This window comes from Bradyrhizobium sp. B124, assembly GCF_038967635.1.
GTDB lineage: Bacteria > Pseudomonadota > Alphaproteobacteria > Rhizobiales > Xanthobacteraceae > Bradyrhizobium.
Window position 1 is genome coordinate 844,701 of record NZ_CP152413.1, and the last position, 14,958, is coordinate 859,658.

General features: G+C 64.4%; 14 protein-coding genes. 8 read left to right on the top strand and 6 right to left on the bottom strand.

Going from position 1 to position 14,958, the window contains the following annotated elements:
• The first annotated feature begins 26 nt into the window (after nt 1-26).
• Nucleotides 27-794: a 5'/3'-nucleotidase SurE gene (gene surE, locus AAFG13_RS03880; protein WP_092113995.1), complete on the top strand. Its 768-nt coding sequence runs from the start codon at nt 27-29 to the stop codon at nt 792-794.
• A 116-nt stretch (nt 795-910) separates the two neighbouring features.
• On the opposite strand, the gene AAFG13_RS03885 is transcribed toward surE, so the two are convergent.
• Complete coding sequence (locus AAFG13_RS03885; RefSeq protein WP_083991871.1) at nt 911-1,288, bottom strand: response regulator; 378 nt, start codon at nt 1,286-1,288, stop codon at nt 911-913.
• A 372-nt stretch (nt 1,289-1,660) separates the two neighbouring features.
• Here AAFG13_RS03885 and AAFG13_RS03890 point away from each other — a divergent pair, with 372 nt between their 5' ends.
• Together AAFG13_RS03890 and AAFG13_RS03895 are read left to right on the top strand one after the other, a co-directional pair.
• Nucleotides 1,661-2,317 carry a protein-L-isoaspartate(D-aspartate) O-methyltransferase gene (locus AAFG13_RS03890; protein WP_342711179.1) on the top strand — a complete coding sequence of 219 codons (657 nt, stop codon included), beginning with the start codon at nt 1,661-1,663 and terminating at the stop codon, nt 2,315-2,317.
• Between the two features lie 109 nt (nt 2,318-2,426).
• Entirely contained in the window at nt 2,427-3,803 is a 1,377-nt protein-coding gene (locus AAFG13_RS03895; RefSeq protein ID WP_212319599.1) for a LysM peptidoglycan-binding domain-containing M23 family metallopeptidase, read from the top strand.
• Between the two features lie 74 nt (nt 3,804-3,877).
• Here the strand turns inward: AAFG13_RS03895 and AAFG13_RS03900 are convergent, their stop codons facing one another.
• Nucleotides 3,878-5,506 carry a porin gene (locus AAFG13_RS03900; RefSeq protein WP_342711180.1) on the bottom strand — a complete coding sequence of 543 codons (1,629 nt, stop codon included), beginning with the start codon at nt 5,504-5,506 and terminating at the stop codon, nt 3,878-3,880.
• Nucleotides 5,507-6,409: 903 nt separating this feature from the next.
• Nucleotides 6,410-7,393 (bottom strand): ATP-binding protein, encoded by a 984-nt coding sequence (locus AAFG13_RS03905; protein WP_342711181.1) that lies wholly within the window; start codon nt 7,391-7,393, stop codon nt 6,410-6,412.
• 190 nt (nt 7,394-7,583) lie between these two features.
• Here AAFG13_RS03905 and yajC point away from each other — a divergent pair, with 190 nt between their 5' ends.
• The 5 genes from yajC to AAFG13_RS03930 are packed head-to-tail and all read left to right on the top strand — an operon-like array spanning nt 7,584 to nt 11,865.
• Nucleotides 7,584-7,940 (top strand): preprotein translocase subunit YajC, encoded by a 357-nt coding sequence (yajC, locus tag AAFG13_RS03910; RefSeq protein ID WP_212319607.1) that lies wholly within the window; start codon nt 7,584-7,586, stop codon nt 7,938-7,940.
• A 40-nt stretch (nt 7,941-7,980) separates the two neighbouring features.
• Nucleotides 7,981-9,576, top strand: coding sequence for a protein translocase subunit SecD (gene secD, locus AAFG13_RS03915; protein WP_092114010.1), 1,596 nt, complete (start codon nt 7,981-7,983; stop codon nt 9,574-9,576).
• Between the two features lie 10 nt (nt 9,577-9,586).
• Nucleotides 9,587-10,615: a protein translocase subunit SecF gene (secF, locus tag AAFG13_RS03920; protein WP_212319609.1), complete on the top strand. Its 1,029-nt coding sequence runs from the start codon at nt 9,587-9,589 to the stop codon at nt 10,613-10,615.
• Nucleotides 10,616-10,621: 6 nt separating this feature from the next.
• Complete coding sequence (locus AAFG13_RS03925) at nt 10,622-11,005, top strand: MTH938/NDUFAF3 family protein (protein ID WP_092114014.1); 384 nt, start codon at nt 10,622-10,624, stop codon at nt 11,003-11,005.
• Nucleotides 11,002-11,865, top strand: a complete 864-nt coding sequence (locus AAFG13_RS03930) for a phytoene/squalene synthase family protein (RefSeq protein ID WP_212319613.1) — start codon at nt 11,002-11,004, stop codon at nt 11,863-11,865. Before AAFG13_RS03925 ends, AAFG13_RS03930 begins: the two co-directional genes overlap by 4 nt.
• 97 nt (nt 11,866-11,962) lie before the next feature.
• Here AAFG13_RS03930 and AAFG13_RS03935 read toward each other — a convergent pair whose 3' ends face one another.
• The 3 genes from AAFG13_RS03935 to trmFO all read right to left on the bottom strand — a co-directional run bounded on the left by AAFG13_RS03935 (nt 11,963) and on the right by trmFO (nt 14,865).
• The gene (locus AAFG13_RS03935) at nt 11,963-12,247 is read right to left on the bottom strand and encodes a DUF1488 family protein (protein ID WP_212319615.1); all 285 of its coding nucleotides are present in this window, start codon (nt 12,245-12,247) and stop codon (nt 11,963-11,965) included.
• Nucleotides 12,248-12,322: 75 nt separating this feature from the next.
• Nucleotides 12,323-13,426 carry a serine/threonine protein kinase gene (locus AAFG13_RS03940; protein ID WP_342711182.1) on the bottom strand — a complete coding sequence of 368 codons (1,104 nt, stop codon included), beginning with the start codon at nt 13,424-13,426 and terminating at the stop codon, nt 12,323-12,325.
• 5 nt (nt 13,427-13,431) lie between these two features.
• A complete protein-coding gene (gene trmFO, locus AAFG13_RS03945; RefSeq protein ID WP_342711183.1) occupies nt 13,432-14,865 on the bottom strand; it encodes a methylenetetrahydrofolate--tRNA-(uracil(54)-C(5))-methyltransferase (FADH(2)-oxidizing) TrmFO in 1,434 nt (477 codons plus the stop codon).
• Nucleotides 14,866-14,958 lie beyond the last annotated feature (93 nt).

Genomic DNA, 14,958 nt, shown 5'->3' on the forward strand with positions numbered 1-14,958 from the left:
GATCGAAACAAGGGGCACTTTGACGGATGCGAATTCTCTGCACCAATGATGATGGCATCCACGCCCCCGGCCTGCAGGTCGTCGAGCAGATCGCACGCTCATTGTCCGACGACGTCTGGATCGTCGCCCCCGAACTCGACCAGTCCGGCGTCTCGCATTCGCTGTCGCTCAACGATCCGCTGCGTCTGCGCGAAGTCAGCCCGCGTCACTTCGCGGTGCGCGGCACGCCGACCGATTGCGTCATCATGGGCGCGCGCCACATCCTCGGAGACAAGCTGCCAGATCTCGTGCTGAGCGGCGTCAACAAGGGCCGCAACGTCGCCGAGGACGTGGTCTATTCCGGCACCATCGCCGGCGCGCTGGAAGGCACCATCCTGGGCTTTCCGTCATTTGCGCTGTCGCAGGAGTTCTCGATCGAGACGCGCAACGCGCCGCTGTGGGAGACCGCGCTGAAATTCGGACCCGACATCATCCGCAAGGTGATCGGCGCAGGCGTTCCCCGGAACACCGTCATCAATGTCAACTTCCCGTCCTGCATGCCCGACGACGTCAAGGGCATCCGGATCACGCGGCAGGGCAAGCGCAATCAGGGTTTCCTGAAGATCGATCGCCGTCACGACGGACGCGGCAATCCGTATTTCTGGATCGGCTTCGAGCGCGCGGCGATGATGGATGCGCCGGCCGAAGGCACCGATCTCGCCGCGCTTGCCGCGCGCTACGTCTCGGTGACGCCGCTGCGGCTCGACCGCACCGATGAAGCATTTTCGGAAGCGCTGACCGCGACGTTGAAGTGATGCAGGGGAATCTGTAGCCCGGATGAAGCGCAGCGAAATCCGGGGAAATCTTTAGCGCATAGAGGGCGGTCCCGGATTGCGCTTCGCTGCGTCCGGGCTACGAATGCGGGTGAGGTTTAAACCGGCGCGCTCCGCATTGCGCTCGAGATCACCTGCGCCAGCGTTTCCAGCTGGAAGGGCTTTTGCAGCGCCGGACGATCACGATACTCCGGTGGCAGGCCGGACGAGCCATAACCGGTCGCGAAGATGAAGGGGCGGTTGCGGGCGTTGATCAGCTCGGCGACCGGGGTGATCACCTTGCCGTTGACGTTGACGTCCAGGATCGCGAGGTCGAATTCGGTCGATTGCGCGAGCTTGACCGCTTCGCCGATCTCGCCGGCCTCGGCCGCGACGCTATGGCCGAGCTCTTCGAGCATGTCGGCGACCATCATCCGGATCATGACCTCGTCCTCCACGAGGAAAACTGAACAGCCCGCCGGCCGTGTCGCTGTCATGATGGAATCCTTGCCCGTCCCTGAAATAGGCTCGCAAATAACACTACAAGGCGCAATGCAAACGTTTGGGAATTAGCCGGTTTCCAGCGCGCGACGCTGCGCCGCCGGATCGTTCTGACTGACTTGTTGCGCAGGATTCGTCCAGTCTCCGACCGGGTGCAAACCGTACAACCAGAGCCCCCGCGCCTGGGCGTTAACCGCGCATCTCGGTCGATTATATGGGAAGCTACCGTGTTGGCGCCAACACGAAATCGGACTGCTGGTTCCTGACCGGGAACAAATGGTGACGGGAAATTTTTCCTTAACGCGGTATTTCGGATTTCAATGGCATCAAGCCAGGGCAAGATTCCGCGCTGCCGCCTAGAGACGCTGATGAACATGGCCGTGAAGCCCGATCCGACCGAGAAGATGATGTTTCAGCTCACCCTGCGGCGGCGAGGGGTGAGCGATCAGGCGGTATTGCGCACCATGGAGGAGGTGCCGCGCGAGGTGTTCGTCGATACGCGCGATCGCAACGAAGCCTACCGCGACAGTGCGCTCGGGATCGCCTGCGGGCAGACCATCAGCCAGCCTTTCGTCGTCGCCTACATGACCGAGCAGCTGCAGCTGCAGAAGGACCACCGCGTGCTCGAGATCGGCACCGGCTCGGGCTATCAGGCGGCCGTGCTGTCCCGGCTGTGCAAGCAGGTTCTGACCATCGAGCGCTATCGGACGCTGGCCGACAGTGCCCGCAAGCGCCTCGAAAAGCTGGGCTATTACAACATCGAGGTGCTGCTCGGCGACGGCTTCGACGTTCCGGCCGGGGCCGGCGATTTCGACCGTATCATCGTCACCGCGGCGATGGAGCAGATCCCGGAGAAGCTATTAGAGCGGCTCAATCCCGGCGGCGTCCTGATCGCCCCGGTCGGACCGCATCAGGGTACCCAGACCCTGGTCCGCGTGGTGCGGACGCAGAGCGGTTTCGACCGCAAGGAATTGGTCGACGTCCGCTTTGTGCCGGCGCTGCCGGGAATCGCCCGCGAATTGTAATTTGGCGATTTGCCGCTTGGCGCCAACGCCTTATTCGCAGGGTTAAGCGGTTATTTACTCGCGAGGTGTTTACTCAAAACAGTCTTTTGTTGCGTACGAGTGAGTAACCATGTCTGGGGTTGTCGAGTTGCTTCGCTCGCGTCGCGTACCGCAGGTTGCGGTGCTGACGCTGATGTCCATGGCTTTTGCCGGTTGCAGCGCCGACATGTCGTCGCGCTTCTCGCAAAACTCCTACTCACAAAATCCGTTTGCGTTTGATCCGCAGCCGACCGGCACCGTGCAGGCAGCGCCGCCGCGCGAGCTGCCGCAATACGCGCGGCCAAGAACGCAACCGCAATATTCACAGTACCAGTCACAGCCGTTGCCGCCGCCGGTTGCGGCGCCACAGTCCTACCCGGTCGCCAATGCTGGCGTTTCCGGAGGAGGACGCGGGCTTTCGTCCTACACGCCGCCGCCGGCGCGCCCGCAGATCGAGGCCACCGGCACCGTTCCGCAATCGGTCGCGGCTGCGCACGCCGGACACAGCGGCACCACCATCATCGTCGGCACCAGCGATACGCTCGAATTGCTGGCGCGCCGCTACAACGTCTCGACTGCCGAGATCCTGCGGGCCAATGGCTACAAGGGACCGCGCGCGCTGTCGCCCGGCCAGCAGCTGGTCATTCCGCGCCCGATGGCGGCCGCCGCAGCACCGGCGATGGCTGCGCCGGCCACCCGGCCCGTTGCCGTGGCAGCGGCGCCTGCCGGCGTCCACTATGTCAATCGCGGCGACACGCTGCACAGCATCGCGCGCCAGCACCACATTCCCGTGGCTGAGCTTGCCCGCGCCAACAATCTCGATCAGTCGGCCCGGCTGAGCCTTGGCATGAAGCTGGTGGTGCCCGGCGCCAAGACCGCGATGGCGGCTCCGGCGCCGGTTGCGCAAGGCGTTGCTGCCGCACCGGTTGCGGTTGCCCCGGCACCGGCCATGGCGGCCCCGAAGGTCGTCGCGACGGCGCTGCCGCAGCAGAGCGCGCGGCTGGTTCAGCCGACCGCGACCGTCGAACAGCCGGCGGCCGCCGCAGAAGCGCCCGTTGTCACCAAGTCGAGCGAAGCCACCGGCGCGTTGCCGACGTTCCGCTGGCCGGTGCGCGGCAAGGTCATCACCGCCTACGGCTCGAAGACCAACGGCAAGGTCAATGACGGCATCAACGTCGCGGTGCCCGAAGGCACGCCGGTGAAGGCGGCCGAGGACGGCGTCGTCGCCTATTCGGGCAATGAGCTGAAGGGCTACGGCAATCTCGTGCTGGTTCGCCATTCCAACGGCTATGTCACCGCCTACGCCCACACGAGCGAAATCCTGGTGAAGCGCGGCGATACCATCAAGCGCGGCCAGGTGATCGCCAAGTCGGGCCAGTCGGGCGAGGCGGGCTCGCCGCAGCTCCACTTCGAAATTCGCAAGGGATCGTCTCCGGTCGATCCGCTCCAGTTCCTCAACGGCGCGTAAGCTGCGCGCCGGGACTTCCAAGTCTCACAACAAAGACAACGGGGGAGGCGCAAGCCTCCCCCGTTTTGTTTGATCTAGAAGTCGAAGGTCATGCCTGTCGTCACGGCGCTCGCCTTGTTGCCTGCGACCACGTTGTTGTTGGCGTCGCGGCCGCATATGCCATACCCATGACCGCTCACGCCGAGGCAGTAATGCGCGCCGGGGCCGTTGCGCAGGTAACTGCCGACAAGGTACCAGGTCGCAAACGGGCTGAAGTGGTACTTGATGCCCGCTGCATACTGGTCGGCGCTGCTGTCGAGCGTGTTGAGCGCAAAGTCGGCCGATCCCGGTGCCGGAGTGACGGTGTAGTTGTTGAAGACGCCGGTGCCGGGCGAGCCGGGTGAGGCGTTGGCGTGGGCCCATGACGCGCTGACGTCCCAGGCGCCGACGCTCTGGGTGGCGCTGAAGAAGTAGCCGTCGCGCGACCGCTCGTTGAAGTCGGCCACGGTGTTCTCGCGCCGCATCACCTCGTAGATGCCGTAGAGCTGCAGCTTGCCGATGCCGTCGTCGAGGCGATACCCGGCGCCGATCTTCGCGGCCCATTCGTTGGCGATGCCGACGGATCCCGGCGGAACGATCAGCACGCCGCCGTTGCTCAACGGCGTGACGGCTTCATCGCCGGTGCGGTTGGTGCCCTCATGCATCTCGTAGGCGGCGACGGCTGTGAACGGCCCCTGATTGTAGGTCAGCGAGGCGCTGTACAGGTTGCCATAGGAGCCGTCGGTGCAGCCTTCGGGCGCCGCCGTCAGCGGGAAGCCGCTGCCGCTGCCGCGCGCGGACGTGGCGGGGCAGTTGAAGTCGCCGAGTGCGAAATCGCTGTTGTCCTTTGCGGTGTTCTGCCCGGGCGAGATCATCAGCGTGGTCTGGAAGCCGTTCCAGACCGGCGATTCGTACCAGAGCGCATGGGCCGCACGCCAATCGAACTCCGCGCGCAGGTCGCCGCCGGTATTGCCCATGATCGAGTTGTAGTCGCCGAGCGTCGCCGAGAACGGATCGAACTTCGATGTGGCTTTCTTGTAGGGCGTATCCGATTTGCCAGCCTTGATCGTGCCCCACGGCGTTGCCATCCCGATGAAGCTGTCGCGCGTTCCGAGCGCGGCACGCTCGGTCGGAACCGCGGCGACCTCGACGAGGGATTCAAACTGGGCGACGGCAGCCCACCCGGCGAAGCCATACGGCGCGAGATCGTGACGCGCGTGGACACCGAAAAAGGTGAGGTTGCTTGCCACACCGAACTTGGTGCCCTGATCGAACACGCCGGCGTTGAAGACGTCGCCGGATAGATCCACGTGGCCGTAAAGGGTGACGGTGGTGTTGTCGACGAAGGCGTTGCCACCCGGCGCCTTGCTGTAGAGCGGCGCGCCTCCGATGCTGACGACGGCATGTTCGGGAGCCGGCGGCTTCGGGGATGGCGCGACGCCGGCATGCTGCACCGGGTTGCCCTTTGGCGTTGTGGTTGCCGGAGGGGGCGCGGCGCTGCGGCTTGTGATGTTGTTCACGCGATCCCGGAGCTGTGCATTCTCCTTCGCGAGCTTCGCATTGTTTCGTTCGAGCGCATCCAGACGCGCCATCACGTCGTCGAGCGTTGCTGCCTGCACCGGCTGTTGCGTGAGCGCCAGGCCGATCGCCGCGAGCGCGGTTCCGGCAAGAAGTCCCTTCTTCATCTAATCCCCCCTTTGTCAGAGCGCCTCAGCGGTGTGCTGAGGGTCACAAAGTGGAGGAACGTTAATGTATACCACACACCAGATACATTGATGCGGGCGAGCTAAGGCAGATAAACACCCGATGTGACTTAAATGGTACTATGATACTATTGCGCTGCATCAATTTGTCGCATCTTAAATTTTGGAATAAGATTTAACTTACATGCATGTGATTGAATATCAGATCAAAAATCAAATCTCAAAATTAGGACAGCAATGCTGATATAAAATATTGCAGTGCAGAAACGCAAGTTGGGTTTGGAATAATGGATGCCAGTTTCTGCCGAGTTCGAAGCGAACTCGCGCCTGGCCGGAGACCTAGACTGGCTGCCAGGGGTCTCGCTCGTCTGAGAGACGCTCGACCATGTCGCTCAGGAATTGCGGCGGTCCAAACGCGTGCCAGTCCCCGTCCGATTGCAGCAGCAGCGGACGGCGCGCGTCGCGGCTAAAGGCTTCCAGCCACGCGCGCGCCTTGGCCTTCGGACGAGCGCCGATGGCAACCGCAACGTCGACCGGAATTGTGCGCCAGACAAAGCTTGCCGGAAGAAAGATGACATCGGATCTATCCGGGCGCATCCAGTCGGGCAGCGGGCTTGTCGGCGTAAGCCAGCCGCAGACGAATCTCCGGCACGGATCGACCGGACGCTCGTCGTAGATCGTGCATTTGCCCGCGCTGCTGAACGGGCACGGCTGCCCTGGATGGACGTCGTGGCCACGTATCCGGATTTTCAGCCAGCCATCGCAGCAAGCGGTGCACTCGCCACATTGTCTCGCAGTCGTGCTGGGTTCGGCCGGCATAAGTCGAGTGTACCCATGCCGCACCGAATTCAGAAGGCCTGCGACTTGCCGGTCGTGCGGCTCGTGCTATGCCCCGCTCAGCCGCACGCCGAGCCGGCCGGCGAGTTCCTGCGTGTACTGCCAGGCGACGCGGCCGGAGCGCGAGCCGCGGGTGGTCGACCATTCGAGCGCCTCGCGCTCGAGTTCGTCCTCGGCGATCTTGATGCCGAAATGGTCGCAATAGCCCTTCACCATCGCGAGGTACTCGTCCTGGCTGCAGCGGTGGAATCCGAGCCAGAGACCGAAGCGGTCCGACAGCGACACCTTCTCCTCGACCGCTTCGCCGGGATTGATCGCGGTCGAGCGCTCGTTCTCGATCATCTCGCGCGCCAAGAGATGCCGCCGGTTCGAGGTCGCATAGAGGATGACGTTCTCGGGGCGTCCCTCGATACCGCCTTCCAGCACCGCCTTGAGCGATTTGTACGAGGCGTCGTTGCCGTCGAAGGAGAGGTCGTCGCAGAACACGATGAAGCGGAACGAGGAGCTGCGCAGCAGCTCCATCAGGCCGGGCAGGCTCTCGATGTCCTCGCGGTGGATCTCGATCAGCTTCAGCCGGTCAGCCGGCTTGCGATCGACATTGAGGCTGGCATGCGTCGCCTTGACCAGCGACGACTTGCCCATGCCGCGGGCGCCCCACAGCAGCGCATTGTTGGCGGGCAGTCCGTTGGCGAAGCGCTCGGTATTCTCCATCAGGATATCGCGCATCCGGTCGACGCCCTTGAGCAGGCCTATCTCGACGCGGCTGACGCGCGGCACCGGGGCGAGCCGTCCGTCCGGATGCCAGACAAAGGCGTCCGCGGCACCGAACGACTCGGCCGGATCGGGGGCCGGGGAGGCGGCCGCAAGGCGGCTCGCAATGGTCTCCAGGGCGTTCGCGATCCGCTCGGCAGTGGCGCCGTCGAGCGGCATTACCGGGCGTTTTGTCGCGGCGTTTGCGGTACGCTTGGCGGCAGCTTGAGGGACGGTTTTGCGGGCTGTTTTACTGGTAGTTTTCTTGGCTTTTTTCGGCATTTGTCCAGTTCCTGACGGCGCAGCCTTATCGGGCTGGCGGCGGTCCCGCAAGCGCCCTAAATGAAGGTCCGTTAACGTTGCAATTGGGACCGCGGCCGCTATAGTCCGCGCGAATTTGTCCGGACCGCCATACCGCCCCGAACCCGAGGGCACTGCCGGTCCTTTCCCGTCTTATCCGAGGATCGTCCGAATGCTGATTACTCCTGCGTTTGCTCAGGCTGGAGCTGGCACTGATACCAACAGCATGTTGATGTCGCTGCTGCCATTCGCGCTGATCTTCGTCATCATGTACTTCCTGATTCTGCGCCCGCAGCAGCGGAAGGTGCGCGATCATGCCGACCTCGTGAAGAACATCCGCCGCGGCGACACGGTGGTGACCACCGGCGGCCTCGTCGGCAAGGTGACCAAGGTGGTCGACGACGACCAGATCGAGTTCGAGATTTCGGACGGCGTTCGCGTGCGGCAGATGCGCCAAATGATTTCGGGCGTGCGGACCAAGGGCGAGCCGGCGAAGGGCGATGCCAAGGACGAGGCGTCCGCGAGCTGATTGCCGCGGAGCCCTTTGCCGAATCTGACAGGTCAATTCGATGTTGTATTTCACGCGGTGGCGAGCGCTGGGGATTATCCTGACAGCGCTGGTGGTCTGCCTGTGCGCCGTGCCCAATTTCTTCCCCGAGGCGCAGGTCAAGACCTGGCCGGCCTGGGCGCAGCGGCGCCTCGTCCTCGGCCTCGATTTGCAGGGCGGCTCGTATCTGCTGCTCGAGGTCGACGCCAATTATGTGAAGAAGGAAAAGCTCGAACAGGTTCGCGACGATACAAGGAAGGCGCTGCGTGACGCCCGGATCGGCTTCACCGGAGGCATCACGATCCGCAACGACGCCGTCGAGGCCCGGATCGCGAAGGAAGCCGATGTTCCGGCGGCGCTGGCGAAACTTCGCGAGATCGCGCAGCCGATCGGCGGCTTGCTCGGCTCCGGCGGCCAGCGCGATGTTGATGTGACGGACGCGGGCGGCGGCTTGATCCGCCTGACCGTGTCGCAGCCCGCGATGATCGAGCGGATGCGCAAGACCATCGAGCAGTCGATCCAGATCGTCGAGCGCCGCGTCAACGAGCTCGGCACCGTCGAGCCGTTGATCCAGCGTCAGGGCACCGACCGCATCCTGGTGCAGGTGCCGGGCCTGCAGGACCCGACCCATCTGAAGGAGCTGCTCGGCAAGACCGCGAAGATGGAATTCCGCATGGTCGACACCACGGCGTCGCCCGATCAGGCCACGGTGCCGGCGGATTCGGAGCGGCTCGTGAGCGCGTCGCCGCCACCGGTTCCGTACATTGTGAAGAAGCAGGTGCTGGTTTCCGGAAGTGAACTCTCCGACGCCCAGCCCGGCTTCGACCAGCGCACCGGCGAAGCAATCGTCAGCTTCAAGTTCAATACGTCGGGCGCCCGCAAGTTCGCTCAGGCGACCGCCGACAATGTCGGCCAGCCGTTTGCGATCGTGCTCGACAACAAGGTGATCTCGGCACCCGTGATTCGCGAGCCGATCACCGGCGGACAGGGCCAGATCTCCGGCAGCTTCACGGTGCAGTCGGCCAACGATCTGGCGATCTTGATGCGCGCCGGCGCGCTGCCGGCGCCGCTGACCGTGGTCGAGGAGCGCACCGTCGGTCCCGGCCTCGGTCAGGACTCGATCGAAAAGGGCGAGCTTGCGGCCTATGTCGGCTCGATCCTGGTCATCGTGTTCATGCTGATCACTTACCGGCTGTTCGGGGTGTTCGCCAACATCGCGGTGGCCATCAACGTCGCCATGATCTTCGGGCTGCTGTCGCTGCTGAACGCCACGCTGACCTTGCCCGGCATCGCCGGCATCGTGCTGACGGTGGGCATCGCGGTCGACTCCAACGTGCTGATCTACGAGCGCATCCGCGAGGAATTGCGCGGCGGCCGCAACGCGATCTCGGCGATCGACGCCGGCTTCAAGCGGGCGCTGGCAACCATCCTCGATTCCAACATCACCACCTTCATCGCCGCCGCCGTGCTGTTCTACATCGGCACCGGACCGGTGCGCGGCTTTGCCGTGACGCTCGGCATCGGCATCATCACCACGGTGTTCACCGCCTTTACCTTGACGCGCCTGATCGTCGCGGCATGGGTGCGGTGGAAGCGGCCGCAAACCGTGCCGATCTGAGAGGCCTATTGTGACTCATACCGTTCTGATTGGCCTTGGCATCCTGATCGCCGTGCTCACCGTGGTCGCGGCGCTCGGGCTGATGCCGGCGCTGCGCATCGTGCCCGACGACACGCATTTCGACTTCACGCGCTTTCGCCGCATCAGCTTCCCGATCTCGGCGCTGCTCTCGATCGTTGCGATCACGCTGTTCTTCACCCACGGCCTGAATTTCGGCATCGACTTCAAGGGCGGTACATTGCTGGAGGTCCGGGCCAAGTCCGGCACCGCCGACATTGCCGCGATGCGCACGACCTTGAACGGCCTGGGCCTCGGCGAGGTGCAGTTGCAGCAGTTCGGAGGTCCGGCCGAAGTCCTGATCCGCGTCGCCGAGCAACCCGGCGGCGATCAGGCACAACAGGACGCGGTGACGAAGGTTCGCGGCGCGCTCGGCGATTCCGTCGACTACCGCCGCGTCGAAGTGGTGGGACCGCGTGTCTCCGGCGAATTGCTCGCCTACGGCATGCTCGGCCTGATGCTCGCGATCGTCGGCATCCTGATCTATCTCTGGTTCCGGTTCGAGTGGCAATTCGCGCTCGGCGCCATGATCGCCAACGTCCACGACATCGTGCTGACGATCGGCTTCATGTCGATCACCCAGGTCGACTTCGATCTCACCAGCATCGCGGCGCTGCTGACGATTCTCGGCTACTCGCTCAACGACACCGTCGTCATCTACGACCGTATCCGCGAGATGCTGCGGCGCTACAAGAAGATGCCGATGCCGCAGCTGCTGAATGAATCGATCAACTCGACGCTGTCGCGCTCGATCATCACCCACGTCACCGTGACGCTGGCACTGCTCGCGCTGCTGCTGTTTGGCGGCCAGGCGATTCACAGCTTCACCGCCGTCATGATGTTCGGCGTGGTGCTGGTCGGCACCTATACCTCGATCTTCATCGCGGCACCGATCCTGATCTATCTCGGCGTCGGCACCACGCGGCGCGACGCCGCCGACGATGAATCGGAGAAGAAGCCGAACGCGGCAGCCAAGAAGTAGCCGGTCATGAGCAACTCCTCGGACGCTCCCCATCTTCCGAGGTCGGCGCCGATCGAGGCCTACGGCAAGGGCGGCTTCGCGTTTGCCGATATGTCGCACCGCGGCTCGCTGCTGTGCCTGCCCGATGCGATCTGGGCCTGGGCGGTGACCAGGCCGCAGGAGATCGACGAATACGCGCTGCAGAAGGTATTCGCGGCCGCCAATGCGATCGACACGCTGATCGTCGGCACCGGCACCGAGGTCTGGGTGCCGCCGAAGGGCCTGCGCGAAGCCCTGCGCGCGGTGCGGGTGGTGCTCGACCCGATGCAGACGGGCCCCGCGATCCGCACCTACAACATCATGCTGGGCGAGCGGCGTCGCGTCGCGGCGGCGCTGATCGCGGTGCCATGAGCACGACGGAGGCGCCGACCGACGGCGCGGCATTCTGCGCCGATCTGGTGCGAACCCATGACTTCGTGCGCTACGCGTCGACCTTGTTCATGCCGGGTCCGGAGCGCCGGGCGCTGCTCGCGATCTACGCCTTCAACATCGAAGTCTCGCGCGTGCACGAGCAGGTCAGCCAGCCGCTGCCCGGCGAGATGCGGCTGCAATGGTGGACCGACATGCTGGCCGGGACCGGACACGGCGGCGTCGAGGGCAATCCGGTCGCAGCTGAGCTGCTGTATGCGATCCGCAATCACCGCCTGCCGGTCTCGCCGTTCTCGCTCCTGGTCGAGGAGCATCAGTTCGATCTCTACAACGACCCGATGCCGTCGCTGGCCGCGCTCGAGGGCTACCTCGACGCCACGGCATCGGCGCTGTTCGCGCAAGCCACGCGCGTGGTGGCGCGGCCATCGGAGGCGATCGATCACCTGGCCCGTCATGCCGGCCTCGCGCAAGGCATGGCGCAGGTCATCGCGGCGCTGGGCCGCGATGCCTCGCGGCAGCAGCTGTTTCTGCCGGTCCAGCTGCTGCAGCAGCACGGCAGCAGCAAGGAGGAGGTGTTTGCCGGCAAGCCCACGCCGAACATCGGTGCTGCGATCGATCAGCTTGCGGACGAGGCCCAGGGCCATCTCAAGACCGCATTCGGGCTGCTTGCGGATGTGCCATCCGGCGTGAGGCCGATCTTCCTGCCGCTTGCTCACATCAGGCGCGAGCTGAACCGGGCAAGGAGGGCCGACTACGATCCGTTCCTGCCGAAGCCGGCGTCGCGCCTGCGCACGCTCTGGACGTTGTGGCGAGCTGCGCGCACCGAAGAGTTCGGTCGCTAGAGCATGATCCGGAAAAGTGCGAAGCGGTTTTCCGAAAAGATCATGCTAAAACAAGAATCTAAAGCGCGATGACGATTCAACGCAATCTCATCGCGCTTTAGCTCTGTTCCTTCGAGATGTGCTTGGTGAAGATCCGGATCGTCGCGCCTTTGACCACCGGGCCGCTGTCAAAGATGTCGGATGCGATCATCTCGATCGCGTCGCGCAGCGCAATGAACTGCGCCTGCCGGGCCAGGCTCGGTGTTCCGCGCGTGCCGGCCAATTCGTCCATTGCGGCGTCGCTGATCTGACATTCAATTTCCTGATCGCCGTGCATCATGGTGAATCCGAACGCCAGGCGTTCGGAATCATATCCCCCGATACGGCCACGGGTGAGTGGCATTAAGCTTGTCCCTTGAGCGCGCTAGCCCTCACAAGATTGGCGCTTCGAGCTGCGTTTGTCGAGAGTGCGCGCGCTTCAGCGCGCCAGCCGATCCATCTCGGCAACTTCGAAATTGAAGCGATCGCGCAGATTCTTGCGTTGCTCGAGGATGTCCTTGAGGAACTCGCGATCGGCGTCGCTGCGCATCATCGGTTCGATCAGGTCGATCTGGTTCATGGCGACGAGCTGCAGGATTTCGGTGCGTGGCTTGCCGGCCGCATCGCGCGGCAATGCATGCACGATCTGGATGTGTTCGGGCGGCTTGACGCCCTTGGCCGCGGCAAGCTCGTTGCGCAGCGTCTTTTCCAGCGCGGACTGGTCGGCCTCGACGAAGGCGTAGAGCCCGACGCCGACGCGCCGGTCGGCAAAGGCGACGATCGCGGTGTCGCGCACGTCGGGATTCCTGCGGATCAAATCGACCAGCACCGGCGCGTCGTTGACCAGCCGCCGGCCGCCGCCCTCGCGGTCGGTGAAGTTGAATATGCCGCGGGTGATTGCCTGATAGACCTTCTTGCCGGTCTTGAGCCAGACGCTGGCGACCGCGGACTTCTTCGCGAGCACCTTGCGCTCCATCGGCGTCAACGCCTCCGGCGCGTAGCTGCGCTTGTGCTTCAACAGATGCCGCAGATCCTCATAGGCCGCGATGCGGAACAGCCGGCTTCGGGTCTTGAAGCAGGCAGCAAGCTGAAAGTCGGTGAGGTAGGCGCGGCTGTCGCGGCCGACCAGCCAGTTCTGCTCCTTGGCGAGGTCGTTGTGGCAGATGCCGGCACGATGCAGCTTGCGTAACGCGGCCTTGGCGGAACGGAAATAGGCGACGTCGCCATGCGGCTTCGCCAGATGCAGCGCCGCGCCGTCGATGAAGCCGCGCACCAGCGCGCGCCTGCCTGCCCACAACAGCTTGGGGCCGACGTCGAGATCGTGCGCCAGGGTCAGCGCGCGGCGTTCGCGCGAGAACAGATGCAGCGCCACGGCGAACGACCAGAACGGCACCTGATCGAGCCGGCGCAGCACGCCTTCGACCTCGCCGTCATCGGTCCGGAAGCGGCCGCGCTCGACGGTCGAGAACACGTCGCGCTTGAGCAGCACGCCCTGGCTCCATCGCGCCGACAGGGTGGCGTCGTCATCTTTCGGCAAGCTCATGACTGTCAGGCCGCTGCCGCAACGCGCAGGTGCTCTGCGATCCAGTGGTCGAGGTCGGCGAGTGCCCGCGCGCTGATCGCCTGCTTCTTGGCGACCGTCTTCTCGTTGCCGCGCAGGCGCGAGCCGTCCGGCTTCTTGGTCGGAGGGCTGGCCAACGGCGGGAACAGACCGAAATTGATGTTCATCGGCTGGAACGAGCGCGAACCGGCGTCGATCGTCTCGATATGACCACCGGTGATGTGGCCGAGCAGCGCGCCGAGCGCGGTGGTGGCGGGCGGTGGCGTCAGCGCGGTGCCGCGCATGTCGGCGGCAGCGCAGAGGCCCGCAATCAGGCCGACGCTGGCCGACTCGACGTAGCCCTCGCAGCCCGTCATCTGGCCGGCGAAACGCAGCCGCGGCTGCGCGCGCAGGCGCAGCTGGCTATCGAGCAGCTTCGGTGAATTCAGGAAGGTGTTGCGATGCAGGCCGCCGAGCCGGGCGAACTCCGCGTTCTCAAGGCCCGGGATGGTGCGGAACACGCGCTGCTGCGCGCCATGCTTCAGCTTGGTCTGGAAACCGACGATGTTGTAGAGCGTGCCGAGCTTGTTGTCCTGCCGCAGCTGGACGATCGCATATGCCTTGACCGTCGGATTGTGCGGATTGGTCAATCCCACCGGCTTCATCGGCCCGTGGCGCAGCGTCTCCTGACCGCGCTCGGCCATCACCTCGACCGGCAGGCAGCCGTCGAAATAGGGCGTGTTGGTCTCCCAATCCTTGAAGTCGACCTTCTCGCCGTCGAGCAGCGCCGCGACGAAGCCGTTATATTGCTCCTTGGTCATCGGGCAGTTGATGTAATCGGCGCCGGTGCCGCCGGGACCGACCTTGTCATAGCGCGATTGAAACCAGGCCACCGACATGTCGATGGAATCCTTGTGCACGATCGGTGCGATCGCATCGAAGAACGCCAGCGCATTCTCGTCGGTGAGCTGCCTGATGGCGTCGGCGAGCGGCGCCGAGGTGAGGGGACCGGTGGCGACGATCACGTTGCTCCAGTCGGCCGGCGGCAGGCCCGCGACTTCCTCGCGGCTGATCTCGATCAGCGGATGTTCGTTCAGCGCTTTGGTGACGGCAGCGGAAAAGCCGTCGCGGTCGACCGCCAGCGCGCCGCCGGCGGGCACCTGATTGGCATCGGCCGAGCGCATGATGAGGGAGCCCAGCCGCCGCATCTCTGCGTGCAGCAGCCCGACCGCGTTGTTGGCGGCATCGTCGGAGCGGAAGGAATTCGAGCAGACCAGTTCGGCGCAGCCTTCGGTCCGATGCGCCTCGGTCATTCGGTGCGGGCGCATTTCATGCAGGACGGCACGGACGCCGGAATTGGCAACCTGCCAGGCGGCTTCCGAGCCGGCGAGCCCCGCGCCCACGATGTGCACGGGTTGGGAAGAGGATTGATGCGGTGTCATCGCGCAGCGTTAGCGCGTTTTGATTCCATATGCATCTGAAACTGCAGCAGAGCGTTTTCAAGCGAAGTGGGTACCGGTTCGCGTGAAGTAAAC